Origin of the sequence: Streptomyces sp. LX-29 (assembly GCF_029541745.1) — a bacterium.
Lineage (GTDB): Bacteria > Actinomycetota > Actinomycetes > Streptomycetales > Streptomycetaceae > Streptomyces.
This window is the reverse complement of sequence record NZ_CP089746.1, coordinates 8,066,719-8,093,032: the sequence shown is the minus strand read 5'-3', so window position 1 is coordinate 8,093,032 and position 26,314 is coordinate 8,066,719. Positions and strand designations below refer to the sequence as shown.

22 protein-coding genes and 1 pseudogene are annotated in these 26,314 nt (G+C 71.4%); 8 read left to right on the top strand and 15 right to left on the bottom strand.

Annotated features, from left to right (window positions below; translation table 11 throughout):
* The first annotated feature begins 69 nt into the window (after nt 1-69).
* A complete protein-coding gene (locus tag LRS74_RS32890) occupies nt 70-405 on the top strand; it encodes a hypothetical protein (protein ID WP_277744440.1) in 336 nt (111 codons plus the stop codon).
* Nucleotides 406-589: 184 nt separating this feature from the next.
* Here LRS74_RS32890 and LRS74_RS32885 read toward each other — a convergent pair whose 3' ends face one another.
* Nucleotides 590-4,381, bottom strand: a complete 3,792-nt coding sequence (locus tag LRS74_RS32885) for a BTAD domain-containing putative transcriptional regulator (protein WP_277744439.1) — start codon at nt 4,379-4,381, stop codon at nt 590-592.
* 167 nt (nt 4,382-4,548) lie between these two features.
* Between LRS74_RS32885 and LRS74_RS32880 the strand changes: the two genes are divergently transcribed.
* Nucleotides 4,549-5,310 carry an SDR family oxidoreductase gene (locus LRS74_RS32880; protein WP_277744438.1) on the top strand — a complete coding sequence of 254 codons (762 nt, stop codon included), beginning with the start codon at nt 4,549-4,551 and terminating at the stop codon, nt 5,308-5,310.
* Nucleotides 5,311-5,800: 490 nt separating this feature from the next.
* On the opposite strand, the gene LRS74_RS32875 is transcribed toward LRS74_RS32880, so the two are convergent.
* The 3 genes from LRS74_RS32875 to LRS74_RS32865 form a co-directional block, all read right to left on the bottom strand.
* The gene (locus tag LRS74_RS32875) at nt 5,801-6,244 is read right to left on the bottom strand and encodes a DUF2267 domain-containing protein (protein ID WP_277744437.1); all 444 of its coding nucleotides are present in this window, start codon (nt 6,242-6,244) and stop codon (nt 5,801-5,803) included.
* 58 nt (nt 6,245-6,302) lie between these two features.
* The gene (locus LRS74_RS32870; protein WP_277744436.1) at nt 6,303-6,698 is read right to left on the bottom strand and encodes a DUF2267 domain-containing protein; all 396 of its coding nucleotides are present in this window, start codon (nt 6,696-6,698) and stop codon (nt 6,303-6,305) included.
* A 100-nt stretch (nt 6,699-6,798) separates the two neighbouring features.
* Nucleotides 6,799-7,230, bottom strand: a complete 432-nt coding sequence (locus LRS74_RS32865) for an Hsp20/alpha crystallin family protein (protein ID WP_277744435.1) — start codon at nt 7,228-7,230, stop codon at nt 6,799-6,801.
* 125 nt (nt 7,231-7,355) lie between these two features.
* On the opposite strand from LRS74_RS32865, the gene LRS74_RS32860 reads away from it, so the two are divergent.
* On the top strand, nt 7,356-7,985 hold the full coding sequence (locus tag LRS74_RS32860) for a type III effector protein (RefSeq protein ID WP_277744434.1): 630 nt from the start codon (nt 7,356-7,358) through the stop codon (nt 7,983-7,985).
* Here the strand turns inward: LRS74_RS32860 and LRS74_RS32855 are convergent.
* Both LRS74_RS32855 and LRS74_RS32850 read right to left on the bottom strand, forming a co-directional pair.
* Nucleotides 7,982-8,116, bottom strand: a pseudogene (locus LRS74_RS32855) (IS5/IS1182 family transposase); the annotation flags it as partial. The gene LRS74_RS32860 and the pseudogene LRS74_RS32855 overlap by 4 nt on opposite strands.
* A gap of 553 nt (nt 8,117-8,669) precedes the next feature.
* Nucleotides 8,670-9,170, bottom strand: coding sequence for a hypothetical protein (locus LRS74_RS32850; RefSeq protein WP_277744433.1), 501 nt, complete (start codon nt 9,168-9,170; stop codon nt 8,670-8,672).
* 390 nt (nt 9,171-9,560) lie between these two features.
* On the opposite strand from LRS74_RS32850, the gene LRS74_RS32845 reads away from it, so the two are divergent.
* The gene (locus LRS74_RS32845; RefSeq protein WP_277745058.1) at nt 9,561-9,695 is read left to right on the top strand and encodes a hypothetical protein; all 135 of its coding nucleotides are present in this window, start codon (nt 9,561-9,563) and stop codon (nt 9,693-9,695) included.
* A gap of 445 nt (nt 9,696-10,140) precedes the next feature.
* Here the strand turns inward: LRS74_RS32845 and LRS74_RS32840 are convergent, their stop codons facing one another.
* The 6 genes from LRS74_RS32840 to LRS74_RS32815 form a co-directional block, all read right to left on the bottom strand.
* Nucleotides 10,141-11,088, bottom strand: coding sequence for a hypothetical protein (locus LRS74_RS32840; protein WP_277744432.1), 948 nt, complete (start codon nt 11,086-11,088; stop codon nt 10,141-10,143).
* Nucleotides 11,089-11,714: 626 nt separating this feature from the next.
* A complete protein-coding gene (locus tag LRS74_RS32835) occupies nt 11,715-12,203 on the bottom strand; it encodes a DUF4265 domain-containing protein (protein WP_277745039.1) in 489 nt (162 codons plus the stop codon).
* A 127-nt stretch (nt 12,204-12,330) separates the two neighbouring features.
* A complete protein-coding gene (locus LRS74_RS32830) occupies nt 12,331-12,936 on the bottom strand; it encodes a TetR/AcrR family transcriptional regulator (RefSeq protein WP_277744431.1) in 606 nt (201 codons plus the stop codon).
* Between the two features lie 61 nt (nt 12,937-12,997).
* The gene (locus LRS74_RS32825) at nt 12,998-13,390 is read right to left on the bottom strand and encodes a RidA family protein (protein ID WP_277744430.1); all 393 of its coding nucleotides are present in this window, start codon (nt 13,388-13,390) and stop codon (nt 12,998-13,000) included.
* Nucleotides 13,391-13,420: 30 nt separating this feature from the next.
* Complete coding sequence (locus LRS74_RS32820; RefSeq protein WP_277744429.1) at nt 13,421-14,620, bottom strand: Cmx/CmrA family chloramphenicol efflux MFS transporter; 1,200 nt, start codon at nt 14,618-14,620, stop codon at nt 13,421-13,423.
* A gap of 316 nt (nt 14,621-14,936) precedes the next feature.
* Entirely contained in the window at nt 14,937-15,419 is a 483-nt protein-coding gene (locus LRS74_RS32815) for a macro domain-containing protein (RefSeq protein WP_277744428.1), read from the bottom strand.
* Between the two features lie 958 nt (nt 15,420-16,377).
* On the opposite strand from LRS74_RS32815, the gene LRS74_RS32810 reads away from it, so the two are divergent.
* Complete coding sequence (locus LRS74_RS32810; protein WP_277744427.1) at nt 16,378-16,737, top strand: hypothetical protein; 360 nt, start codon at nt 16,378-16,380, stop codon at nt 16,735-16,737.
* 97 nt (nt 16,738-16,834) lie between these two features.
* Nucleotides 16,835-18,130 (top strand): hypothetical protein, encoded by a 1,296-nt coding sequence (locus LRS74_RS32805; RefSeq protein WP_277744426.1) that lies wholly within the window; start codon nt 16,835-16,837, stop codon nt 18,128-18,130.
* Nucleotides 18,131-19,280: 1,150 nt separating this feature from the next.
* Here LRS74_RS32805 and LRS74_RS32800 read toward each other — a convergent pair.
* The 3 genes from LRS74_RS32800 to LRS74_RS32790 all read right to left on the bottom strand — a co-directional run bounded on the left by LRS74_RS32800 (nt 19,281) and on the right by LRS74_RS32790 (nt 22,774).
* Nucleotides 19,281-19,691, bottom strand: coding sequence for a hypothetical protein (locus tag LRS74_RS32800; RefSeq protein ID WP_277744424.1), 411 nt, complete (start codon nt 19,689-19,691; stop codon nt 19,281-19,283).
* Between the two features lie 200 nt (nt 19,692-19,891).
* Nucleotides 19,892-21,073, bottom strand: coding sequence for a serine hydrolase domain-containing protein (locus tag LRS74_RS32795; RefSeq protein ID WP_277744423.1), 1,182 nt, complete (start codon nt 21,071-21,073; stop codon nt 19,892-19,894).
* A 465-nt stretch (nt 21,074-21,538) separates the two neighbouring features.
* Complete coding sequence (locus LRS74_RS32790; RefSeq protein ID WP_277744422.1) at nt 21,539-22,774, bottom strand: glycosyltransferase; 1,236 nt, start codon at nt 22,772-22,774, stop codon at nt 21,539-21,541.
* 402 nt (nt 22,775-23,176) lie between these two features.
* On the opposite strand from LRS74_RS32790, the gene LRS74_RS32785 reads away from it, so the two are divergent.
* Both LRS74_RS32785 and LRS74_RS32780 read left to right on the top strand, forming a co-directional pair.
* Nucleotides 23,177-25,279 carry a PEP/pyruvate-binding domain-containing protein gene (locus LRS74_RS32785; protein WP_277744421.1) on the top strand — a complete coding sequence of 701 codons (2,103 nt, stop codon included), beginning with the start codon at nt 23,177-23,179 and terminating at the stop codon, nt 25,277-25,279.
* The gene (locus LRS74_RS32780) at nt 25,276-26,196 is read left to right on the top strand and encodes a hypothetical protein (RefSeq protein ID WP_277744420.1); all 921 of its coding nucleotides are present in this window, start codon (nt 25,276-25,278) and stop codon (nt 26,194-26,196) included. Before LRS74_RS32785 ends, LRS74_RS32780 begins: the two co-directional genes overlap by 4 nt.
* The last annotated feature ends 118 nt before the right edge of the window (nt 26,197-26,314 follow it).

The following is a 26,314-nucleotide window of genomic DNA, read 5'->3' as shown; positions in this document are numbered from 1 at the left end:
TTCCCCCATGTTGCCTCAGCCCCCTGAGTCCCCCTGAGTCCTGGGCACCAGCCCAGGACCACTCCCCGTTTGCTGCTGACCTCCGTCGCGGGCCCCGGCCGGGCGGGCCTCGTCGGCGGCCTCGCCGTCATCCTTGTCGGGCAGTTGGACCAGCGCAATCCCCGTGGTCCGGTGGCGCTGTACCGTCAGCGCCTGGGCAGGAGTGTGTTCGGTCATTCAGACCACGTGATGGTGGGAGGCGAACTGGTCGAGCGGGTCCTGGACGGCGTTGTCACCGAAGCCGTACCGAACCGAAACGAACCGAACCGAACCGAGTCAACACGCTCTGTCGTTTGCGGCCAAGGCCGTAGTCAAGCCGTGGCCGGGAGTGTCGACGTGGCCTTCGGAGGCCGCTGGGGAGGCTGATCCAAGCTGGTGCGAGCGTAGGCTCCGCGCCCGACCCTGCGTCACATCCGATGACTGACCTCGCCGCCGACCGGCTCGTTCCCCGGCACCGCTCGCCGGCGGGCGGGGGCCCTGTCGCGCCGCACCCACCGGGTCTCCGACCTGAGCGCCTGGAGCTTACGGCGGGACCAACCGGCAGTGCCGGCTACCCCGCACCCGGTACGGGGCCGGCGCTCGGTTCCGTGTCCCGCTCGAACGCCGCGGCGAAGCCCTCCTCGCCCAGTGCCGTACGTACGGCCGTCGTGACGCGGTCGACGTCGCCGCGCTCCGCCGGGGGTAGTGGGGCGCCCACGGAGGCGCGGAACCGCGAGGCGGTGCCGAGCAGGCCGGCGGCGAGTTCGTGCTGGCCGGTGAGTCGGCGGGCGCCGGCCAGCCCCTCCAGTGCCAGCGCGACGGCGCGCGGGTCACCGGTGGCGCGGGCAGCGGTCAGGCCCTCGGTGTGTAGTCTCAGGGCGGCCTCGGAGTCGCCACGGAGTTCGGCGATGAAGCCGAGCTCGGCGAGGATGAGGGCGGCACCGTTCGCGGCGTCGAAGCGGCGGTTCCACTCCAGCCAGGTGCGCAGACCGGACTCGGCCTCGTCCAGGCGGCCCTGGCGACGGGCGCCGAGGGCGAGGCCGACCTCGGCGAACTCCTGGGCGCGGCGGTCCCCGTGCCGCACGGCCAGGTCCCTGCCGCGCCGGTGGAGCCGCTCGGCCCGCGGATGGTCGCCGCTGAGCAGGGCGATCCGGCCCAGTTCGGACCAGCGGGTGGACGCCTCGGTCCACAGGCCCAGGCGCTCGGCGACGCGCAGGCCCTCCCGATGCTCGGCCTCCGCCGCGCGGTAGTCACCCTCGATCTCCGCCAGCCTGCCCAGCACCCCGGTGGCCTGGAGCCGGCCCCAGCCGTCGCCGAGCTCGTCGAAGAGGGCGAGGCTTGCCTCGGCGTCGGACCGGGCGGCCGCCAGGTCGCCGCGTACGGAACGCTGCACGCCCCGTACGCTCAGGGCCGCCGCGACACCCCAGCGGTCGCCCAGCGCGCGGAAGTCGGCCAAGGCCCGGCGCACGAGCTCCTCCCCGACCTCCATCGCGCCGAACATGGTCGAGGCGTAGCCGAGGAACCACCCGGGTCCGGCCCGGCCGCCCGGATCGTCGATGTCCTCGTAGAGCCGCAGCGGGCCATGGCAGCCGCGGCGGGAGTCGAGCGGTTCGCCCGACAGCAGGGTCATCCCCGCATGCCAGGCGGCCACATGAGCCCGGGCGGGGTCGGTCTCGCCGGCATCCGACTCCTCCGCGCCGTGCTCCGCCGCCGCGGTCTCCGCGACGGCCAGGGCGGTGGCCATCGAGCGCTTCGCCTCCGTGAGGCGACCGCACAGGAACCAGAACCAGGCCATGGCGCGCACCAGTCGCCGCGCGAGCGGGGCGTCGCCCGTGGCGGCCGCGGTGTCGAGGGCACCGCGGAGGTTGGCCGACTCGGCCTCCATCCGGCGCAGCCAGCGCTGCTGGTCGCCGCCGCGCAGGTGGGTGTCGGCCCGCTCGGCGAGCGCCGTGTAGTAGCGGGCGTGGTCGCGGCGCAGCCGTTCGTACGCGGTCACCGGTCCGGCGGCGGGCGCGAGAGTGTCCCCGGAGCCGTACGACGGGGCGGCCTCGGACGCTCGCAACCGTTCCAGGCAGTACGCGGCCACCGACTCCAGCAGCCGGTAACGGGGTCGGAGCCGGTCGGCGGGGTCCGTTCCGTCGTTGCCCACCGTGCCTCCGTCGCCCTTGCCGGCGGCTTCCTCGGTGACCACCACCAGCGACCGGTCCACCAGGCGCGCCAGCAGGTCCATGACCTGGGTGGGCTTCACCCCGCCCCCGGAACAGAGCGCCTCGGCGGCTTCCAGGGTGCAGCCGTCGGAGTGAATGGCCAGCCGGCTCAGCACCGTGCGCTCGGCGGCGGTCAGCAGCTCCCAACTCCAGTCGATCACCGCCCGCAGGGTCTGCTGGCGCGCCGGGGCGTCCCGCCGTCCGCTCGTGAGGAGTCCGAACCGGTCGTCGAGGCGTTCGGCGAGCCCGGCCACGCCCAGGGCGCGGAGCCGGGTCGCCGCCAGCTCGACGGCGAGTGGTATGCCGTCCATGCGGCGGCAGATGGTGGCGACGGCCTCGGCGTCGCCGTCGGAGAGGACGAAGCCGGGGGACGCGGCGGCGGCCCGGGCCACGAACAGGCGGACCGCGCTCGACCGCCGAACCTCGGCCGGCGCGGCGCCGGGCTCCGGCACGTCCAGCGGCGCCACCGGCCACAGCTGTTCGCCGGCTACGCCCAGCGGCTCGCGGCTGGTGGCCAGCACGCGCAGTCCCGGCGCGGCCCGCAGCAGCACACGGGCCAGCGCCGCCACGGCCTCGATCACATGCTCGCAGTTGTCCAGGACGAGCAGGAGTCGCCGATCGCGCAGGGCGTCGGCCAGCCGGTCGGCCAGAGGATGGGAGCGGGTGGCCGTCCCCGGCGGCGGCGGTGTGTCGGGGTGAGCGTCGTCGCGGATGCCAAGGGCCACGGCCACCAGCTCCGCGAGACCGTCCACCGCCGCGCCGGGCCCGCCGTCCGGAGGCGGCCCCGAGAGAACCGGAGCAGCCGCCTCCGCCCCGACGGGCCCGATGGCCTCACCGTGTCCGCCGGGTCCCACGAGCCCGACGTGTCCGCCGGATCCCGCGGACCGTGTCACCCCGGACAGTTCCACCAGCCACACGCCGTCCGGGAAGGAGTCACCCGGCGTCCCCGGCTCCCCCGCCTCCTCTTGGTTCCCCGACCGTGCCTCCCCGCTCGCCACCTCCAGCGCCAGCCGGGTCTTGCCGACTCCGCCCGGCCCGGTCAGGGTCACCAGCCGCCCCGCCGTCAGCAGCGCCCGTATCCGCGTCACGGACTGCGCCCGCCCGATCAGGCCGGTCATCGGGACGGGCAGGTTCGTACGAGAACGCGAGCCGGCCGACTCCGGGCGGTCCACCTCCGGGCGGTCCGCCTTCGGGTGGTCCGCCTTCGGGGGGTTGGCCTGCGAGGGGTCGAGCTGTGAGCCGGCCAGCTCCAGGCCGCCCACCTCCGACCTGCCCAGCCCCGAGCCGTCCGCGTCGGGACGGGCCGCCCGCGCGTGAGCCACGTCGAAGACGGCCCGCCGTGACGCCGCTTCCGCGGGAGCCTGCGCCCCCGCACCGGGAAGCACCTCCGGGAGCTGGCGGAGGATATCCCTCTGGAGCGCGACCAGCTCGGGTCCCGGCTCCAGGCCCAGCTCGTCGGAGAGCCGGCGGCGCACGTCCTGATACACGGCCAGGGCCTCGCTCGGCCGGCCCGCGCCGTACAGGGCCCGCATCTGGGCCGCGCGCAGCCGCTCGCGCAGCGGATGGCGCTCCGACAGCTCCTGGAGGGCGCCGGCCAGGGGACCGTGTTCGCCCAGCCGGAGTCGGGTTTCGGCGTGCTCCTCCCAGACCAGGAGCCGCTCTTCCTCCAGGCGCGTCACCGCCGCGCGGGCGAACGGATCGTCCGCGAAGTCGGCGAAGGCATGCCCCCGCCACTGCGAGAGAGCCGCGGAGAAGCCGGCCGCCCGCGCGTGGAGGTCGGCGGTGCGGCGGGCCCGGCCGGCCAGCGAGAGGAAGCACTCCGCGTCCACCGCTTCGCCGGCCACCCTCAGCAGATACCCCGGCGGCCGGTGCACCACCAGCCCGCGTCCACCGCTCGGCTCGTGCCCTGCGCCCGACTCGTGTCCCTTCCCTGCCAGCGCCTTGCGCAGTCGGGAGACAAGGGTCTGCAACGCCCTGCCGGGGCGTGCGGGCACCGCGTCGCCCCACAGGTCCTCGATCAGCCGGTCTGACGAGACGACCCACCCCGGTGTGACCAGGAGACCGGCCAGCAGGGCGCGGACCTTCGCCTCGGGCACCGCCACGGGTTCCCCGTCCGCCGTCCACACGGCCAGTGGGCCCAGTATCCCGAAACGCATCGGTCCAGCGTACGGGGCCGGACGCGGGCCGGTGCGGGCCGGGCGGGGAACCGAACGCGGACCGAAAGCGGACCGCAGGCGAATCGCAGGCGGATTGAAAGCGCCACCCCGCAGAGTCGTCCTCGTCACCCCACCAGCCACACCATCACCACGAATAGGGAGTCATGATGAGCAGGTTCACAGGTAAGAAGGCCGTGGTCACCGGCGGCACGCACGGCATGGGTCTGGCGATCGTCAAGGCGCTGCTCGCCGAAGGGGCGGAGGTCGTCCTGACGGGTCGTAACGAGCGGACCCTCGAAGCCGCGCGGTCCGAGCTGAAGGGTCAGGCTGCGCATGTGGTGCGCTCCGACGCCGCCAGCATGGCCGACATCGCGGCCCTCGCCGAGTTCGCCGGGGAGACGCTCGGCCGTGTCGACCACCTCTTCGTCAACCACGGGATCGCGGAGTTCGCCGAGCTGGCGGAGGTCACCGAGGCGTCGTGGGACCGACACTTCGACATCAACACCAAGGGGGTCTTCTTCACCGTGCAGGCGCTGGCCCCGCTGATCGAGGACCAGGGTTCGATCGTCTTCACCACGGTCGCCAACGACGTCGTCTTTCCCGGGCTGAGTGCCTACTCCGCGTCGAAGGAGGCGATGCGCGCTCTCGCCCACGTGCTGGCGGCCGAGCTGCTCCCCCGGAGGATCCGGGTGAACTCCGTCGCGCCGGGGTTCATCAAGACCCCGACGATGGGTGTGCCCGGCCTGACCGAGGAGCAGCGCCGCGAGTTCGAGCGGCAGGGCGACGAGACCACCCCGCTCAAGCGCAACGGCACGGTCGAGGAGGTCGCCGCGGCCGCGCTGTTCCTGGCCGGCGAGGCGACCTTCACCACCAATGTCGAACTCGCCGTCGACGGCGGCTTCGCCCAGGGCCTCGTCGCCTCGCACTGAGTCCGCGCCCCCACCCCCTCTCTGGAGCGTCCGGGGGTGGGGGCGGCCGCTGTGTCCTCGCGGAACGGGAGCCGGCGCGTGGCAGCGAAGAGTTGCGGAGAGCGGTGAGCGTGGCCCTTCTCGCGTGCGCGGCGCGGTGTCGCGAGTGGCGCCGTCGCCGGCGGACCGGAGGACCGGCGACGGAGGCAGTGAGCCGATCTTCACCGAGCGCGCGCATCAGCGGCATGGCGTCGGGGCGACTCGCCCCCCCCCGGGGAGTGCGACGAGGAGCGAACCAGGCTGGCCCGTCGCTACCTACGGCCTACCCGATCCGCGATCGGGGCCTTAGGCCGCAGGGAGTTCGGCCGGAGGGAACCGGGCGGGCCGGTTGCGGCCCCGGGCGCCGGGCGCGGTACCGGTGTCGCCGACGGCACGAGTCCCGTGGGGGCTTGGCGGCCCGTACATATGTCACCGTCTCCAACCCCGTTGGTGCCGGAAGGACACGGCCCGTTTACGCGGCCGGGGTGAGTTCGGCGCGGCCGAAGAGCAGGGCGTAGCCGGTGGGGAGCTGGTGGAGGATGCGGGTGATCAGGTCGGGGCCGGCGTAGGCGGCGACGACGGAGAAGACGGAGCCGGTGTCCCAGCGGGTGGTGGCCAGGGAGGCGCCCGTGCGGGCGGCGAGGTCCTTGACGAAGGCCCAGCCGGTGAGGGGCTGGGTGTCGGGGATCTGCATGGTGAGGACGCGTGCGGCCTCAAGGGGCAGCCGGGCGGCCAGGTCGACGCGTTCGTCGCCGGTCAGCTGGCGTCCCAGCCCCGCAAGGACCAGGCGGACGGCTTCGTCGGCCTTTTCGCGGGTGGGGTAGGCGCCTTCGTAGCGGACCTTCTCCAGCATCTGCTCATGCGCCGTCCCGTACGGCTGCTGGTGCTCGAGCGGTACGCGCACGTCGGTGATCACTGCGGTGCATGCCTTTCGTGGAGTTAGGGGGTGCCGGTGTGCGGCACCCCGGTATGAGTCAGGTGGGCTGGGGACGGCCGAAGAGCAGGTCGTAGCCGGTGGGGAGCTGGAGCAGGATCTGCCCCAGCAGGTCGTCGCCGGCGGCGTCGGCGGCCGTGGACAGCACGGCGCCGACGTCCCACGTCGCGGTCTGCTCGGTGGCGCCCTCGATCCAGGCCGCAGTCGCCCGCACGAAGCGCTCCGGCGACAGCGGCTCGGCGCTCTGCAGCGGGTTGAGAAGGATCAGGGCGAAGTCCTCCGGTAGGCGCGCCGCGAGCTGGGCGCGGACTTCGCCGACCAGGTGCGCGCCGAGCAGGGCGAGCACCACACGGGCCGCGCGCTCGGCTTCCTCCAGAGTGTCGTATTCGCCGCGTTGTTTCACGTGGTCGAGGAACGCTTCGCGTCGCAGAGTCATCTCGGCCGCGCCCCCTTCTTCTTCGGACTGCCCTTGGGGGTGCGGAGGGCGGGGTGAGGGGGAGCTCAGGTGCCCGTCCCCCGCACCGGTCCGGCCGGTGTCAGCCGGAGATCTCCTTGTGGCCGGATCCGACGCCGATGGCGATCTTGCGGGGCTTGGCGCGCTCGGCGATCGGGATGCGCAGGGTGAGTACGCCCGCGTCGTAGTCGGCCTTGATGCGCTCGGTGTCGAGGGTGTCGGCGAGCACGATCTGGCGGGAGAAGACGCCCAGCGGCCGCTCGGACAGCTCCATCTGTACGTCGTCGGCCTTCGTCACCGGCCGGCGCTCGGCCTTGACCGTGAGCATGTTCCGTTCGACGTCGATGTCGATCGCCTCGGCGCTGACGCCGGGGAGGTCGAAGGCCACGACGTACTCGTCGCCCTCGCGGTATGCGTCCATCGGCATCGCCGACGGCCTCGACCAGGTGCCCGGGCCCATCAGCTGCTGGGCCAGCCGGTCCAGCTCACGAAAGGGGTCAGTGCGCATCAACATGGAAAAAACACCTCCAGAGGTTCGGGCAGTGACTGCCAATGCGCTCACGGAAACCGTTGTACCATGTCATCCAATGGATGACAAACACGATGTCGTCCACACGATGACAACCCGAGGGAGGTTCCGTGGCCCCGGCCGACCAGCCGTCCTCGTCCAGCACCGAGGCCCACAACCCGGCGTCGTTCCTCGCCGCCGTGGCGGCCCTGCACGCCATAGACGACGCACTGCGCACCGCCCAGCACGAGGACCCCGACGCCCCCGGCGCCGGGCCGGCCCCGGAGCAGGCCCTGGCCTCCCTGATGCTGCTGCGGCAGGTCCGTGAGCAGCTCGCCGGATGGGAGACCGGCCTGATCGAAACGGCCCGCGACGCGGGCGCCAGCTGGGCCGACCTCGCCCACCCCCTCGGTGTCGCCAGCCGGCAGGCCGCCGAGCGCCGCTACCTGCGCGGCCGCCCCGGCCCCGCCGGGACCACCGGCGAACAGCGCGTAACCGCCACCCGCCGGCGCCGTGCCGCCGAGCGCACGACCGCCACCTGGGCCCGCGGCAACGCCGCCGACCTACGCCGCCTCGCCGGCCAGATCACCGCACTCACCGACCTTCCCCCGGCCGCCCGCCTCCCGATCAGCGAGCTCCACACGGCCCTCGCCCACGACGACCCCGCCGCCCTCATCGCGCCCCTGGCTGCCACCCGCCGTCATCTGATCACAACCCACCCCGACCTCGCCGGGCAGCTCGACACCCTCACACCGCCCTAGATCGCGCCGGACAATTGATCATGCCGGGGTTCGCGGAGCCAGAGGATGGGTGAGGTGAGGTGGAGTCCGGCGAGGTAGCGGGTCACCAGTTCGTCGAAGGGGGTGGCGATGGCCCGGAACGGTTTGAACCTGCGCGAGCCCGCTCACCCGGGCCAGCCGGCTACGGGGCCGCCGCGCGGAAGAGGGCCAGGAGGGCCTGGGCCGGCGGAGTGTCCGCGTCGAAGAACTGGGTGGCCAGCGCGGGGGCACGGCCGTTCCCTGCATGCGGACTTCGTGGCACCTGAAGCAGAACGCTGCCTCGAACAGAGCCAGGTCGAGAGATTCCTCGTACGCCCGGACGCTCCAGCCTGGCGAGAAGCCGCAGCGGTGCTGTTCGCTGTCGGGCAGGTTCTCGATCAAGGTCAGGGCCTCGACGGCCTTGCTCCCCGCCCAGTACTAGGCACCACACCAGCAGCGTAGTGAGACGGGTCAGCCGTTGCCAGTGGCACCACAAACGGAAGACCGCGGCTGAGGGCGCATCAGCAGCTCGACGTGCGAAGGGTAGGCCGCTACGACGCCGACCTACCGAGCGGCACCCGGGCCTGCGGTGATCCCAGGGCTCAAGCGTGGTGTGGCGTATGGAAGTGCGAGCCGAGGATGGCTCGCCAGGATGCCTGGCGAGCCATCCTCGCTGTTGCCCTTGGTCTAGCCGGGGTTGCCAGACTTCCAGCCTACATATTTGAACCCGGGAATCCTCTTGTAGTTTGGCTTGAAGTCAATGGCACCTCCGCTGCCGAAATTGGTACCCCAGACACCTCCCGCGCCGTCCGAAAGTCCTACGTGCCAATGCCTCCCCCCGTTGTCCCAAAAGACAAAGGAACCCTTTGGAGGCATGCCCGAGGTGTGCTTGGCGCCGTCCGAGGATGTCCAGTGCGTCTTGGCCGAAGAGTGGACGATGGAGCGGTTCCAGGCTTTGGCAACTGCTAGTTCACATAGATTGTTATAGGACCTGTCGCCCTTCCGGTGGAGAAACCAGTTCATGGCCTCCATGACCGGAGATCCCATCGCTTCTACTGGGGCGGCCTTTTCGCGCGCAGGCGCGTCGGCTATCGCGGTGCCGGTAAGGGGGAGAGTCAGCGCAAGGCACGCGGCAGCGCTGACCCCTATGCGCGAGAAATTAATTTTCTTGCGCTTGTCTGGCTTCATGTTTGGCTCTTTCGTCAAGTTGTTCAGGAAGAACGAGTCGTGTGCGCCGGGAACTACCACGGTCGTGATGTTCGCTCCTTCGTGCGTGGGCGGGAGTGCCCGTGGGCATCGAGAAGATCGCCTCAGACCAGGCGACAGCAGGCCGATGCGATCGACCCCAGAAACCGCAAGAGCTTCCCCGGGGGCAGCGGTTGCTGCCGATGGTGCCCGGCATTCCGGAACGCCGCAGCCACGACGACATACGTGCCGGCACCACTACCCTGTTCGCCGCCCTGGAGGTCGCTACCGGCAAAGGCCATCAGCTCACTCCACCGCCGCCACCGGGCAACCGAGTTCAGGAGGTTCCGTTGCTCCGACCCGTCCGAACTCCCAGCATACGAGGTCGCGATCATGCGGGAGAAGCTCGCCGAGATCCGCCGCTACATCACCGGCGTCGACGCCCCGCACGCCGTCCTGCAACCTCCGGGCCGGTGGATCCGGCACCTGCACACCAGCTCAGCTCGGCCGAGTTCACGCTCGACGTGATCGCCGACTGCGTCCACGCCTGACCGGTGGGGCCGGCCGCGGAGCGGCCGGCCCCACCCCGTTCCTGGAGACAAGGGGCCGCCGTTGCCGACCAGGGCCCGGCACTCGCCGCGTCCTCAACGCAGCCGCGGGTCTCGGGGGTCTCCTGTGTGACGTCTGTGCGGTGATGGCCTGCACCCCCAGTTGGCCGGGGGCACGCTCGGCACGGGCCCGGCGCAGCGCGGCCGCATGGGAAGCATGGCCTGGCGGCGGCGCTGGGCACGGGGGCAGCGAACGCGCGATCACGGTGACGGCGAGTCTGGTGACCGCGGCATGCGGAGGGGGCGGCGGTCGCGCTGCGCGCGGTGGCCGAGGCGGACGCGGGCGTCCAAAGCGGCGGGGACGACCCGGAGTACGCCCTGGAGAAGGCCATGGTCACCATCGCCCGCGCGACCGCGCTGCCGGCCTACTGGCCCTGAGCGGCCTGCTTCCCTTTCAGCTTCGCCAGCGTCGCCTTGGCACTCTGCTCCACCATGGCGGCGGCCTCCTCAGCGGTCGCCGACTTGCCCTTGGAGTCGGGGGCGCGCAGCTCCGACCACTTGGACTCATACGTCATCCATCCGTCACGGATGGCGAGGATCACCTCGGCCGGGTCGTCGGTGCCGCCGTCATTGGGCACCTCCGTCACCAGGAACGCCTCCTCGCCGAAGCCCGATGCCGGTTTCACGACGTAGTGGTAGTCCGACCGGTCTTTCTTGTCCTTGTACGCCTTGTACCGCGCCGCGAACTCGGGGGCCGGGTCGGATGCCTTGTGCAGGTACACCTCGGTGCTGACGTACGCCGACGAGTAGTCGGAGGGGCCGCGGTCCGGCGGATTGAAGTCCAGGTCGCAGGTCATCCAGTCGAGCGCCGACTGCCGGGACCCCGACGCCAAAGGGTTGCCCTCGCGCTCCTGCATCGCGTAGCCGCGTCCCTTGTAGGGACTGAGGTCGGTGGCTTCGCACAGATCGCTGACGTAGTGATAGCCCGCCAGATTCGCCTTGGGCTTCTCCTCGACCGCCGGCTTGTCGTCATCGCCGAAGCCGCCGGTAGCGAAAAGCGTGCCCGCCCAGACCGCCGAGGCGACGACCGCCCCGCCCAGGCCCCAGAACCAACCTCTGTTCCGGCCGACGCTGGCCGGAGGCGCGGCGGGCGGCGGCGAGGTGGGTCCGAATCCGCCAGACGAGGGCAGCGGAGCCCCCGGCATCGTCAGCTGCCCGTACGGACCGGGCGCGCCGGGCTGGGGCGCGGGCTGCTGCGGCGGCATCTGCGCCGCGTACGGATTCGGCTGCCCCTGCGGCGGCTGCGGCTGCGGTGGGCCGTAGGGCTGCGGCTGCTGGGCGTACGGATTCGGCTGATCCCCCGGTATTGACATGCGCGAAGCGTACCGGGACATCTACATGGCGCGAGGCCCGGTGCCGTTCTGAGGAAGGACGACACCGAGTCTCGTGATGAAGCCGGGTGTGCGCCGCACGCGCGTGGCACACGCAGGCCGCGTGCGGTGCGATGCTGCCGTGCAGGAGACTCCTGCGGGCTCGCCTGCCCGCACCAGCGTGGCCAAGTGGGAGCGCGCGCATGTACCGCCGGTCGTACGCACGCCGTGGCACTGGAAGACCTTGTGGCCTCACTCAGCCGGCTCGCCGTCTACGTCGCGAACCCCGACGCCCCCATTGGCGCAGCTCCCCAGCACCGGGTCGCCCGCTGCCGACATCGGGGTAAGCCGCCTCCGGCGACGGCTTGCCCAACTCCGCGCAGCCTGCCACCTCCACACTTCTGGGTCTGCGGCAAGCGCAGCTTGGGCAGCTGCCAGGAACGCCTGGGCCTGTCGCTCCACAGGACTGGGCCCCGACACCGTGCGCTCCACCCTGCCCATGACTGCCGAGACGCGTTCCATCGCCTCCGTGCCTTTACGCCGAAGGTCTTCCTCCATGGCGTCCGCGAATTCAGCGGGCGCCTCGCGGACGTCGAACAGCGGCCAAAGGCGGTAGGCCCCCGCAGCAATCAGGCGCCCCACCACTCGCCGGTACCGCAGCCGACCTCGTAGTGCCACCACCCTTCCGCCTGCCCCTGTGCCAGGAGAGCCTTGATCCCAGCGAAGTCCGCGCCTGCGGGCACGGTGAAAGCCACCATGGGGAAGTCCTTACTGAAGACCTCACCTCCGAGCCCGAACGTCGAGAATCGCTGATGGACCGCCTGAGCACTGCGGCCCAGGGGACCAGCGGGTACGGGTACGACACGGATCGTGCAGTTGCCGGAGGAGCTGATCTGCCCGACAGCCCAGTGGAGCCCGTCGGCGTCGGTCCGGTACCGCACGACGTCGCCCTCGGCCACCCCGTCTTGAAGGAAAGGGATATTCTCGACACGGGCCGTGTCGTCACTCAGCTTCGTCGCCCACAGACCCTCGGTGTCCTGCGGAAACCACCCTTCCCGGGGGACGAATCGGAACCAGACCTTGATCTTCTCAACCACGTTCTCCATGACGGCCATCATGCGCCGAGCGCCCATGGCACCTTGCCCCTGGTCTGAACTGGAGATGAATCTTCGCCGTCATGGGACAGCCGGAGGTCGAAGGACACGTGGAGGCACTCGGTCCGGGCCCCGTGCCGAGGAGCGGGACTCAGCGCGCCCGCAGCGAGTCGAGGGTGGCGAGCGCCGTCGCGAGCAGCAGATCCCGCTGTTCGTGCACGCGCCCCAAGACCCGCAATCCGTAGTACGAACTCAGAACCTGACGGGCGAGGGTGCGCGCATTGGTGCCGGTACGGATCTCCCCGGCGGCCTGCCCCTCGACGACGACCGTGTGGATCGCGTCCTCGACGCGGTCGAAGGTGCGCCGTACGACCTTCCGTACGTCCGGATCCAGCGCAGCGGATTCGATCGCCGCGCTGATCGCGAAGCAGCCACGCGGTGCGTCCGCGCCACCGTCCTCGCCCGGGGCCACATCGGCTTCGATGGCGTGCGCCATGAGCGCGCGCAGCCGCTCCTGGCCGGTCCCGGGCCCGGCCAGGAGCTCGACCTGCTCGGTGGTGGCGGTCTCGTAGTAGCGCTCCAGGGCGCGCAGATACAGCTGCCGCTTGCCGCCGAAGGTGTTGTAGAGGCTGGACGGCCCGAGCCCGGTGCTCTCGCAGAGGTCGCGGGTGGAGGTCCCCTCGTAGCCCTGACGCCAGAAGGTTTCCATGGCCGCGCTGATGACGCGGTCCTCGTCGAACTGCCGTGGCCTGGCCATAGCCCCACCCTAGAGGTTTTGTAACAGCCGTACAAAACACGCTGACGGGCGTGGCGTCGGCTCAGCGCACGGCGCCGACGGCCTCGATCTCGATCAGCCACGCGGGATCGGCGAGCGCGGCGACCTGGACGAACGATTCGGCGGGGAAGGGCGCACTGTACGACTCGTCGCGCACCGCCTCGTACAGCTCCTGGTGCGCGATGTCCGTGACGAAGACGGTGACCTTCACCAGCCGCTCCAGCCCGGATCCGCCGCCCTCCAGGACGGCTCCGACGTGCGCCATGGCCTGCCGGGCCTGCGCGGCGAAGTCGCCGGGCGCGACCGTGGCGCCGTGGTCGTCGACGGGGGCCTGGCCGGAGGTGAAGACCAGGTCACCGACACGCATGCCGAGCGAGATACGGGTGGGTGCGTACCAGTCGGGGGAGGCGGTGACGCGGGTGAGGGAAGAGGTCATGGCGTTGTCTCTTTCTTCAGGGTGTGGCGGTCAGACCACGGCACGGGTAGAGGCCTCAAGGGGTCCAGCAGACTCGGAAGCGTTCCGCTGCATGCGTACGGCGCCGAGTACGCCCGCGAGTCCGGCGGCGGCGAGGCCGGCACCGACCCAGGCGACGGAGGTGTAACCGAGGCCGGCGTCGATCGCGAGACCGCCGAGGAGCGGAGCCAGGGTGTTGCCGACGTTGAAGGCGGCGGTGTTGGTCGCGCCGACGAGGGTGGGGGCATCGGGCGCGAGCGCGAAGACCCGCGACTGCAGCGCCGGGTTGGTCACGTACCCGGCGATGCCGAGCAGGAACACCAGCGCGATGACGGCGATCGCGCTGCGCGCGGCCAGGGCCAGGAGCACGGAGACCGCGGCGAGCGCGCCGAGCCCCCAGCCGAGGGTCGCGAGCGGGTGGGCCTGCGCGGTGCGCCCGCCGATGACGAGACCGAGCAGACCGCCGGCGCCGAACAGGGCCAGCAGCGCGGGCACCCACTTCTCACCGATGCCGGTGACGTCGGTCAGCAGCGGCGCGAGATAGCTGAAGGTCACGATGACCGCGCCGAAGGTGAAGGCGGTGATGGCGTACGAGAGCCAGAGCTGCGGCCGAGCCATGCCGCGCAGCTCCGCCCGCACCGAGCGGGGCAGGTCACCGGGCGTGCCGTGATCCGCCCGGACGGCGATGAGAGTGCAGACGAGGCTGGCCACGGTCGCCACGGCCACGGCCCAGAAGGCGGCGCGCCAACTGGCGTGCTGGCTGAGGAGGGTGCCCGCGGGGACGCCGACGATGGTGGCAAGGGTGAGGCCACCGGCGACGACGGCGACGGCCCGGCTCTTGGCGCTCTCGGGCACGAGCGTGACGGCGGTGGCGACGGCGACGCCCCAGAACCCGGCGTAGGCAAGGGCGCTGACGATGCGGGTCGCGAAGAGGAAGCCGTAACCGGGAGCGAGCGCGCCCGCGATGTGCGCGGCTACGAACACGGCCTGAAGCCAGATGAGGGCGGTACGGCGGGGAAGGTTGAGGGTGGCGACGGCGAGCAGGGGCGCGCCGACAACCATGCCGATGGCGAAGGCCGAGATGAGCAGCCCGGCTTGAGGAATCGAAACCCCGAGGTCAGCGGCCATACCGGGAAGCAGCCCGGAGAGCATGAACTCGGAGGTGCCTTGAGTGAAGATGCCAAGCCCCAGGACGTAGACGGCGATCGGCATGGGCCCCCCTTTTGGATCGAACGCTTCAGAACAAGGGCGACGATGATCGACTGCCCCTGGGGGTGGGACGTTAGCATGTTTTGAAGCACTCGCTTCAAAACTGGCCGGAGGAAGCAAACCCTCATACGGGCCCGGCCGCCTGCACCACGGAAGATGGCGGCAGATGGAGCGTCATGTCGCGGATCCTCGCCGAGTCCGCGCAAGGTGGCACGAGGTGGATCCGCGACCCGTTGAGCGGGCCGCTCCGCTGCAACCGCAGGTCCACGGGCCTCTGCCCCTGCCAGCACGGGCCTTCCTCAGCGCGGCGGGTCCCTTCCTACTGGAGGTCGTAGACGGTCACGGGGGTGCCTTGTTCGGTCAGGCGCTGGGCGATGAGCGGTTCGATCTTCTCCCATCGTCCGCCAGCCAGTCCGCACCCGATTCTGGGCATGTGGATCGAGGCGGCCATGACCGAAGCATGCCGCGACAGCATCTTCAGAGCTTGGTCGACCGCCTCGTACCGCACGGGCGCCTCGGCCATGGTGTGCCTGCGGATGCCGTGCTGGCCGATCATGTTGGCCACCCACAGGTCGTCCTGGGTCTGTACGAGCTGGACCGCGCCCAAGGCGAAGTCGTTGTCCGCGCGGCCGCGGTGCCAGTGTCGGTAGGCGGCTTCGGGCTGCGGCCATCTACGGGAGATGGCCATGACGAAGCCCGCTCCCCACCGTCCGGCGTCGTTGCACACGTGGGCGATGATCTTGGTTCCCGGCTCGTGTGGACTGGTCGCGTCGCCGCGCGCGTATGCGATCTCTGCACCCATGCTCGGACGGTATCGATCGCGACTGACAACCCATGTGCCCCGCGACGCCGGGCGGCCCGCCACACAGCGCGCCCGGGTGGCAGGCGTTTCGCCGTCCGGACACCGCCACCCCCAGGGGAGGAGCGGTGACCGGAGTCAGTCAGATCCGCTGCCGGCGGCCGCCAGCGGAGCGGTGAGGGCCACCGCGCGCCGGTGTGTTCCGGCCACGTACCGATACTGACGTCGTACGGCCAGGCCCAGGCCATGCCGAGCGAAGGGTGCCCAACGCGAGCCCTACCATCCTTGACCTGGACCATTGAGCTGGAGCGCGGGATCGCATGCTGGTGGCCGCTGCGTAGTCAGAAGCGCCAGGGGGCAAGGCCGGCCTGCAGAGGTCCGTGGAGCGGACCCGCACGTTCGACTCGAGGGGCACACGCGTGATTCGTCTTCAGAGGGGTCCTGGTGGGACTGGGACGTTGTCGCCTGGGACGCTGGGCTTCTGCGACTGGGCGCCGGCCATGACCTGACGTACCACCACAGTCTGGAACTGGTCTTCACTGATCCGGTCTTCGTCATGTGCCCGGTGGCGCGAGAATCTGGCCGCCGGGGAGCGCTTGGCGCCGTGGGTACGACCGCCGACGATGTGATCACGGTGCCCAACCGTTGCGGCCACCGTGCTCCCCACCAGGGCACCGCTCCCCCATGGCTGTGCGAAGCCGCCGCCGCGCCGAACGCGATGACCTTGCACGCCCGGACCAGCGACTGCTCGGGCCGATCGCATGCCGTGGCGCCGTTCCGACAGCACAAGGCACGTCGGCTGTGCTGATCCTGCGACGTTCGTCAGGTCGTGAACGAGACGCTGTCGACGCCTGATCGCGGCCGGCGGTAGGCCGGGGCACACGGTGTTGAACGTGGGCGGTGACGGTTCCCTTTGGCTCATGGGGGGGATGAAGGCCGCTCGGGTGGCAGTCTGGGGGTGATGAGAACCTGGAACGCCTCTACCGAGAACGACCTGCGGCAGCTGCTCAATGAGTGGGATCCGATCGGCGTCGCGGACGTTGTACAGGACGAGTACGATTGCATGCTCGCCCCGCTGCTCAGGCAGTTGCATGACGGCGCCAGTCAGACGGAGATCAGTGATTTCCTGCGCCACGAGTTGGAGGATCACTTCGGTCTCGATCCTTTGGGCTTGCGGCCCGAGGCGATGGCGGCCCGGGTGATCGCCTGGTGGGCGCCTGTTGGCCCGGCCGGTGGAACCGACAGAGCGAAGCCGTTTCTCGCAACCAATCCGGAACAATCCACCCCCACCTACCCGACACCCTGCACGACGCAGGCATAGGGAGGGCGCCCCGGGGTTTCGTCTGAAGCGCGGGGTTGTCAGTGGTGTTCCCTAAGCTGCGGCGCATGGTTCGTTCCCGGAGGGGATGGAGGCTTTCGTGCGCAGGCCGGTCGAGGGTGAGGTTCACGTTCACTATGGTCAGATCTACGTCGAGAGCGATCCGGACGGCTGCGGCCCGGGCCTCGACGAGGCGTTCGCGGGGCAGAGCGCCGGGTTGTGCGGGGCGGCGGTTCCCGGCGCGCTGTGGCTGACGACGGGGTTACATACGGGCGAGGTCGGTTTCACCGTGGAGGTGTGCGACCAGGCTCCGCCGCTGGATGAGGGGTGGGAGGACGTCGTGGAGGTGTCCTTCCGCCCCGTGTCGGACAGCAGCCAGCTGGTGCAGTGGGCGGGCGAGGCCAGCTGGGAGCTGGGTCTGGAGGAGATCGACTACCGGGTGCGCTACTGCGCCAGGGGCATGGACGAGGCGGGGCAGCGGGACACCCGGATGGATGATGAGCAGCAACTGGACTGCTATCTGCTGCAGTTCTGGCCCGCGCCGCCCGCGCCGGACCGCGTACTGCGGCAGACCTCGGAGCAGGCCGCCTACTGGCACGACCACGCCCGCCAGCAGCCGCCCCCTCCCTCGCCCGCCGAACGCGCCGAAGCCGAACGCCGCGCCCGCCTCGCCCAGGAAGAGGCGGAGCGCGAACTCGAGCTCGCGTACGAGCGGTGGGAGTGGGGCGGGAGGCTTCCCAGTCAGGCCCTGCGCGACGTCGACGGGAACGTGCTCGGTCTGCTCGACTTCGATCCGGACCTCGTCCACGCCATCGACGACGCCGGCCCCGCCGCCCAGCGCGCGGTCGCCCTCCTGGCGGCGCGCCGCGCGTGCGAGGCGGCCGGCCTCGCACAGCTCGACTGGATCGCCGCGGGCCTCAGCGCTCTGGCCGAGGGGCGTCCGCTGCCGCCACCGCTCGACGACCCGGATCGCGCGTGGCAGGCCCTGGAATCCGACCCGCGCGTCCCCGACAGGACCGTCGGCGAGGCCATCCCGCCCGAGCGGGCCCCCTTCCAGCCGCCCGTCCACGACGGCGCACCCGCGCCGATGCCCGCCGGGGAGATGCCGCAGTTCGTGGGCTCCATAGCCGCCGTGATGATGTCCACGAACCCGGAGGCGTCGCGCTCGGAGGAGGAGTACGTGGTGATGGCCACGGCTGGTGGGCCGGCCTCGTCGCTGCCGATGTCCCAGCCGCACATGGCTCTCCCCGCGCTCCTCGACGCCGCGGAAACCGACGCACTCCAGGCGGCCCTCGACGCGGTGTACGCGGCCGTCGCAACCTACGGGCAGAACTACCCATCACTTCTTCAGGAAGTGAGGTCCATGCTGCGGACCGTCGGTGAAAGACCACTCTGAGGGCACACGTGAACAGGGCGGCGGGTGGTGCGCGATCGGCTGGCTCGGATCGCGCCGGTGCGCGGTACCGGCGGCCGCGTGGTCGCTGCGCTCGTACTGTCGAGCCTGGTGGACCGGCTGCCTCAGTGTCGTCCCGTACTGATGCCAGCGGGGCAGGCGATCTCCGGCCGGGTCGGCGGTGAGGTGCCGCTCGGCGCAGCACCTCACCGCCGGCTCGCCCTGGAAAGGCGTCCGCTTGGGCCGATACCGGGCGTGCTGGAAGGGGGTATCGCGTCCCCTCCATAGCGTCGCGGTCTCCCGAGTCCGTGCCTCAGGTCGTCGTTGAACGGCGCTTCCGCATCGGCGGCGAGGGCATCGCCGCTAGCTACCAGGCTCGGCGCAAGGCTGAGATGTAGTCATCTCTCATCTCGAACCGCAGCTGCGCGGCGTGGTGCCGTTCGATCCCGCGCGTACGCGCCCAGCGGTCGTAGATCTCGGATAGCTGCTTCCAGCCGTCCAAGAACCCGTCGGCGCGCCCTGGGTATGCCTCGCGTTGGGCGATGGTGGCCGCGGGCGGGTGGCCGGTCACGTGCCGCGCCGCGGTCCGGTAGGTGCCGTTGCTGTGCTGGAACACAGAGCGGTCGAAGGCACGTCCTTCAGCCGCCCGATCCGGGCCAGGTCCTCGCCTGGGTCAAGGGCGCGCGTGGCCGCTCGAGGATCGCCTGCGAGTGCGACGGTGGATGCGGGTGCGGAGCGGCAGGAGGGACCGTCGTCGGCCAGTCGGGGGGCCACAACAGCGGTGGTCATGCCGAGCACGACCACCGTCAACGAGGCGGCGAGCAGCCCAAGTTTCTTGCGCTGCCCTCTCCCCATCTGCACCCTCGCTTCCGGCCCGAGCTTCTCGTCCCAGCCTGGTCCCCCAGGCGCGGCATAGCGACCGCCCGTCCCTCCCCACCCGGAAGGACGCGGTGTGGAGAAGGCTCGGCGGCGGGCGCGGCCGTCGGGTTCGCCCATAGCCTGCGAGATCGACTACTCGACATGGTTCACCGCGAGCCATCGTTCCCGCCGGTCAGCTCGACGGCCATCGCAACCGCGGCGCTCCCGGCGAGGATCTGGCTCGCGCGCTGTTCCGGGAGTGCCGGCGGCGGCAGCAAGACGAGCATCGGGCCCGTCAGGCCGTGAAAGCGTTCAGCTTCGCACCTGTCACCGGAGCCTCCGGCTGGAACGTGTAGTCGAACTTGTACGTCGTCTCGTGCGAGCTCGTGAAGTGCGGGCACACCAGCGGGCCGACCATCCCGCCCTTCGCGCCCATCTCGATCCACCAGCCCGCGCAGCGCCCGTCCGGCGTGCCCCAGCCCTTGCCGGGCAGCAGGTCCTCGACCCAGCCGGTGACTCGCGTGGTGCCGTCGCTCTGCGGGCACATCGATATCTCGCCGCGCCCGAAGGACTTCGTCGCGGCGGCCGTGACGCACGCCGGCTCATCGGATGGCGCGGCCTGGGCGGTGGGGGCGGCCAGCAGCGTCAGGCCGGCAGTGGCAGCGGTCGCCCCGGTCAGGGCCAGGGTACGGACGAAGCGTCTCATGGTCATTCCTTCTCTCCTCAAGGGCTGAGACCGAGAAAATCACGAAGTGGATCAACAACGCCAGAGGGCGTTTCGACCGTCCGTACCGGACCGCGAGCCACCGGTTTCGGTGAGTCCCCGCGCGCGCAACGGCCGGACGTCGCCCAGGAGTTCGTCGCGAACACCCGGGGTGCGCGGTGGGCCTGGGGCGGGCCGGCGCGTCATGATCCGGCTGGGGTGCCCGCCGAGGTGCAGAACTCGGCGGAGACGACGTTCTTGCCGCCGCCCACGAAGTCGCCGTTGAAGTTCAGCGCGATCATGTGCTTGCCGTCCTTGGTGCCGAACGCCTGCGTCGAGGAGCCGTGGATGCCACCGGAGTGGCCCCAGACCTTGGTGCCGCAGCTCGTCTCGTACTCGATGAGGCCCAGGCCGTAGCGCTGCCGGGGGAGGTTGCCCTGGGTCTCGACGGGGGTCATCATCTGCTTGAGCTGGGCGGGGCGCAGCAGCTTGCCGCGGAAGAGCGCGGTGTAGAAGCGGTTCAGGTCGGAGGAGTTGGTGACCATCTCGCCGGCCGCCCAGGCCCACGACGGGTTCAGCTCGGTGACGTCGTAGGTCTTGCCGGGTTCCTCCTCGAAGGTGGAGTAGTGCCGGGTGGGCCCGGGGATCTCGGAGTCGGTGCCGGGAAAGTACGTGGCGCGCATCTTCAGCGGCCTGGTGATGCGCCGCTCGATCTCCTCGACGTAGGAGTTGCCGGTGACCTTCTCGATGATGAGCCCGACGAGGAGGTAGTTGGTGTTGGAGTACTTCCAGGAGGTGCCGGGCTCGAACTGGGGCGGGTTCTTCAGCGCGAGGGCGATGACCTGCTGCGGGGTCCAGTCGTCGTAGCGGTTCTGGAGGAAGTCGATCCCCATCACCGCCTTCCGGAACGCGGCGTCGTCGGTGAAGTTGAAGATGCCGCTGGTGTGGTTCATGAGCTGGCGGACCGTGATCTTCGTACCGTCGTGGCCGTTCCCCCGGACCACGCCCGGCAGATAGCTGTCGACCGTGGCGTCGAGGTCGACCCTGCCCTCCGCCTGGAGTTGGAGCATCACGGTCGACACCAGCGACTTGGTGGTGCTGCCCGCCCGGAACCGGTCTCCGTTGCCGCGCGGCTGCTGCGTGGTGAGGTCGGCGACGCCCGCGGTGCCCTTCCACACCCCGTGCGCGTCGCGCGTCTCGGCCACGATGCCGGGCACCCCCGCTGCGACGGCCTTGTCCATGGCGTCCTGGGTGGCGGCGTGTCCGGTGTCCTTCGCTCCGGTCGCGCCGGCCGCCGTGGCCACCGGCGCCGTCAGCACGGCCGCACCGACCGCCGCGACCGCGGTCACGCTCACCAGCGCGGTGCGTATCAGGCGTGTCGACATGTTCATCATCCCTCTTTTCAACGGCTCTTGACGATCTTTCTGCTCTGCGCACCACACACCGTCAGCAGGGGCCGGGACAACGCCTCCGTTCGAGAAATCGATCATTGTGGCAGGGGTCACATGGCGAGGCTCCGGCGCGGGACACGGCTGTCCGCGGGACCCGCGCCCCTGGCGGTCAGCCGGTGATGGTCCTGCGCGCGGCGGGGAAGCCGTGGGCCCGGGCACCGACCACCAGGACCAACAGCGGAGCCAAGAGGGCCAGGGTGCCTCTGGGGTGGGAGGTGGCCCTCACCCCCGCCCACCACCAGCGCTTCCGCCACGTCGTCCTGGACGCCCTCTTTCCCGAGCTGCCACCGGGCGATTCCGTCCAGGGACGCGCGAAACGTGGGGAGTGGGGAGCGGGCATGCCCGGGCCGCGGTCCAGTCCAGTGCCGTCCACCGTCCCCCGTCGACGGTCCCGGTGGTTCACGCTGACGCCGGCGACCTTTCTCGGCTGACGGCGTCGAGCAGCAGCTTCGCGGCCACCGTCGCCCCGTCGGTCCGGATCGTGCCGGCCACGGTGGTTGCCCGTGCGCGGGTCTCTGAGGTCAGGGCCGTCTCGAGCGCGGCCGAAAGGGACTCGACAGTCGGTGTCGGACCGTCGTGTGCCACGCCGATGCCCAGGTCGGCCACCCGGCCGGCCCAGTACGGCTGGTCCGCTCCCTGGGGGACCACCACCTGAGGTGCGCCGACCCGGGTGGCCGTCGTCGTGGTGCCCGCGCTGCCGTGGTGTACGACGGCGGCCGTCCGCCGGAACAGTTCCTGATGGTTGACTTCGCCGACGGCGAAGCAGTCGTCCCGGTCGTCGATCAGGGCCAGGTCGGCCCAGCCGCGGGAGACGACCACGCGGCGGCCCTGCGCGCGGATCGCCTCGACGGCCGTCCGGACGAAGTCCTCCGGGGCGCTCAGGGGTGTGCTGCCGAAGCCCACGTACACCGGTGGGGTGCCGGCCTCCAGGAACGCGACCAGCGCATCCGGGAGCGGGCGTTCGTCGGCCAGGATCCAGGCGCCGGTCTGCACCACGTCGAGGTCGGTCGGCTGCCACGGGGACAAGACCGGGTCCGTGGCCAGCCACGGATGGTCGGTGAAGGCGTAGTCGCGGACGTTGTCCACCGGCGGCAGGCCGATCGACGCCCGCCGGGTGTTGAGCTCCTCGCCGAACATCGTGTTCGCGATCTGGGCGTCAAGGTCCCACAGCGCCCGGTTGTCGGTCGCGTCCGGTGGCAAGGGCCGGCCCCGCCGTGCGGGCGGCCGGCGGTACGGCGAGGGCAGGCTGACCGGCTGGTGGCTCGCGTGCACGTAACGGATGCCCAGTTTCTCGGCCACCGACCGCGCGCCGGCCGTGGCCGGCAAGGGGCCGGTCGCCACCAGCGCATCACATCCCTCGGCCGCCGCGGCGACCGTGTCGAACTGCGCGGCCATCAAGTCGGCCGCACGCTGCGCCAGTCCCGCCGACCCCGGAGTCACCGTGGTCACCAGCGAGCGCACCGGCGCGCCGGTCGGCACCAGCGCCACACCGACCTCGGCCAGCCGCTCCGCGAACTCCTCGTCCGGCGGCGCACACACCCGCACCTCCGCGCCGAGTTCCCGCAACCGCACCGCGAGTCCCCCTATCGGTTCGACGCTCCCGCGCGACCCGTACGTCGAGAACAACACGCGCATGTGACTCCCCGCTTTCGTGATCTTCGGCTGAGGTCGGTGATTCTGCGGCACGACCCGGCTCTTGCCGCAAGCCCCCCGGTGCGCTATATGTTGATCATGGAAAGAGGGGAGCCCCCCTTTCCCCTTGTCCGTCCGCAGTGGACGAGACAGCCTCCTCGCGAAGCGGCGGGCGCGCCGCGTACGGCGGTGGCGTCGGCTCAGGAGGATCTCCCATGCGCCGTCTCAAGAACTCCTGCACGGTGAGTTGAGTTCAGGCGTCGCCGGCAGATCAGTGGGGTCTACCCCTGGAAGTAACCGACTCTCAACCTCCCATACTTGATCAGGCGTCTGTACCTGGCAGGGGCTATCGCATGCGTCTGAGGGCCGACTCTGGTCCGCGCGCGTGCGGAGGAGGAGGGGGATGTGGGAATCGAGACGGATCTGCTGGCGGTGGTGCCGTTGGACAGCGAACACGCGAAGGATCCCGCCGTCACCGGTGCCAAGGCCGCCAATCTGGCTCGCGCGGCCGTGGCGGGGCTACCGGTGCTCCCCGGCTTCGCCCTCGTACCCGCGGGGCGGGCGAAGGGCGTTCCCGCCGGTGACGAGGAACTGCGTCGGGCCTGGAGCGAACTGGCCGGGGAGGACGGGCGGCCGTTGGTCGTGCGGTCCTCCTCGGCGCACGAGGACGCCGAGGACTCCTCGATGGCCGGCCGCTTCGAGTCCGTGCTCGACGTCAGGGGCTGGGAGGAGTTCACCGCCGCGGTGCGGACGGTCCTGGACTCGGCCCGCCGCGTGCAGGTGCTCCATCCTCCCGAGGGGCGGAACGCGGACCCGCTGGACGGCATGTCGGTCCTGGTGCAGCCGATGCTGCGGGCGGTCACCGGCGGGGTGATGTTCGGCGCGGACCCGGTGGCGGGCCGCGAGGACCGCATCCTGGTCAGCGCCGTCAGCGGCGGCCCCGACCGGCTGGTGGACGGCAGCACCCAGGGAGTGCGCTACCAACTGTCCCGCTCGGGCAGACGGTTACGGACCGATCCGGCCGAACCCCGCTCCGCACGGCTGCTCGGCCGACGAGAGACCACCGCGCTGGTCCGGCTGGCCAGGAGGACCCAGCGGGTGTTCGGCCGCCCCCAGGACATGGAGTTCGGGTTCGACGCCGAGGGGCGTCTGTGGCTGTTCCAGGCCCGTCCGATCACCGCGATGGCGGTCCGGCCGCCGCGCGGCGCGCGGCTGCTGGGTCCCGGCCCGGTCGCCGAGACCTTTCCGGGAGTGCTCCAGCCGCTGGAGGAGGACCTGTGGGTCTCCCCCATGTCCCACGGCCTCACCCTCGCCCTCGACATCACGGGAGCGGCTCCCCGGCGCAGCCTCCGCAGCCTGCCGGTGGTCACCACCGTCGACGGGCGGGCCGCCGCCGACCTGCGGCTGCTCGGTGTGGTCCGGTCCGCCCATCCCCTACGGGACTTCATCAACCCCGCCCCTGGTGCCCGCCGTGTCGTGGCCGCCTGGCGGGTGGGGCGGCTGCGCTCCGCCCTGCCGCTGCTCGCGCTGGACCTCATGGCCGATGTCGACCGGCGGCTCGCCGACTTCCCCGTGCCGGCGCGGATGCTCAGCGGTCAGATCCTGGACGCCGTCTCGTGGGGGCGCGCCGTACTGTCCTCCCTGCACGCGCAGGAATCGCTGGCCGGCGCGCTGCTCGTGCCGGGCTCCGGGGCGACGGCCGCCGGTGAGGCGCTGGCCGTGCTGGCCGAGGGCCGGGCGCAGGGCCTGAGCGACGCCCGACTACTCGCCCACCACCCCGTGCTTCTGTCCCTGCTGCCGCCCACGCTCGGCGCACGCCCCGCCCTCCCGGAGGGTACGGCCGGCATGGGCGTGCCGCACGGAGTGGGATCGCTCCCGGTTCGGGAGGGTCTGCGGCTGCGTATCCGCTGGGTGCAGGAGATGCAGGCGGGGATGGTCCGCGAACTCGGCACCAGGCTGCGCGTGGGTGACGGTGCGGTGGGGCTGTCCCGTCTCCTCCTGCTGCGCTGGAGCGAGCTGACCGAGGCCGCGGACGGCGGCGGGCTGCCGCCCGATCTGGCTGAGCGCCTCCCCAGGCCGGACGCCCCGGCCTTGCCCTCCGCCTTCCGACTGGCCGACGGCCACCCGGTGGCACAGCTCGCGGTCACGCGCGGCCGCACCGGCGCGGGGCAGGGCGCGGGCGGCGGCTTCGGCACCGGCACCGCCTGGGACGGACACGGCGACCGGCCCGAGCACGCGGTGCTGGTCGTCCGCGTGCTCGACCCCGCGCTGGCACCCCTGTTGCCCGGACTGGCGGGCCTGGTCGCCGAGACCGGCAGCGTTCTGTCCCACCTCGCCGTCCTCGCCCGCGAGTACCAGGTGCCCACCGCCGTCGGCGTATCCGACGCCCTGGACCGCTTCCCGCCCGGCACCGAACTCTCGGTGGACGGCGGCACCGGAGCGGTGGAGAAGGCCGGCGACCACGCGGCGCCGCGGACCTCGACGAGCGGGAAGGGAGCGGCGGCATGAAGTACGTGGGCTATCTCTTCGGCGGTCTGTCCGCCGCGTACGCCGGGTACTACATGGTGCTGTACCTGTACCGGTGGGAGTGGCAGCGCGCGCTGATCTCCGGCGTACTGCTTCTGGTGATCGAAGGCTTCCTGGCCTGCCTCATCCTCCTCAACCGGCTGTCCCGGCTGGAGAGACGACTGACGGAGTACGACGCCCGCGTCGCGGAGGTACAGCGGCGGCTGGACCAGTCCCGGGAGACGCCGCCGGACCGCCGCTTCCGCTGGATCGGCTCCGAGGACGTGAACGGCACCCAGCGGACCTTCGTCTTCGTCCCCGTCCTCATGGTGGCTGGAGCCGCCCTCTCCGGTATCGCGTTCGCCGTCCAGAAGATCGCCTCGGCCACCGCCCGTCCGGGCGCGGAACGCCGGCTGGCCGGACGGCTGGCAGCCCTCACCGCCCCTGCCGACACCGCGCCCGGCGGGGCGGCACGCGCGGCACGGCTGGAGGATCGTCCGGCCGTACCGCCGTCCCGCGCCGGACGGAAGCTGGCGGCCGGGGCCGCCGCCGTCGCCGCTGTGGTGCTTCTGACGCTGATGCGGGAGGAATTGGCCGACGCCACCCAGACCCGTCCGGAGGCCACCCCGGACGCGGCGGCCTCCACCGTGGTGTTCCGGATCGAGATGCGCGGCGACGAGACCCCGGAGGCCCGGGAACTCGCCGCGGGCGATCTGTGGCAAACCTGCCGTCGCTCCACCGCCGCCCAGAACGACCGTGCCTTCCTGCAAGGTTTGGAGGACGAGGTGTACGCCGGGGTGATCCGCCCCGCCCTCACCCCGCACGATCTGATGCGCTTGCGGGGCTGCATCGAAGACGCCTCGACGAACCGCGCCACGGCGAGCGTCCTCGGCGAGGGCCAGGCCGAACCCCGGCGCTGAGCGGCCGACCCCGGAGAACCGTCACGACCTCGGCGGACACCCGGGGACGGCGGCCGACGGACGCCGTGAGCCGGTGCGCGACGCCGCTTCCGGCCATCTCCCGGTCTGGCTCCGCTTG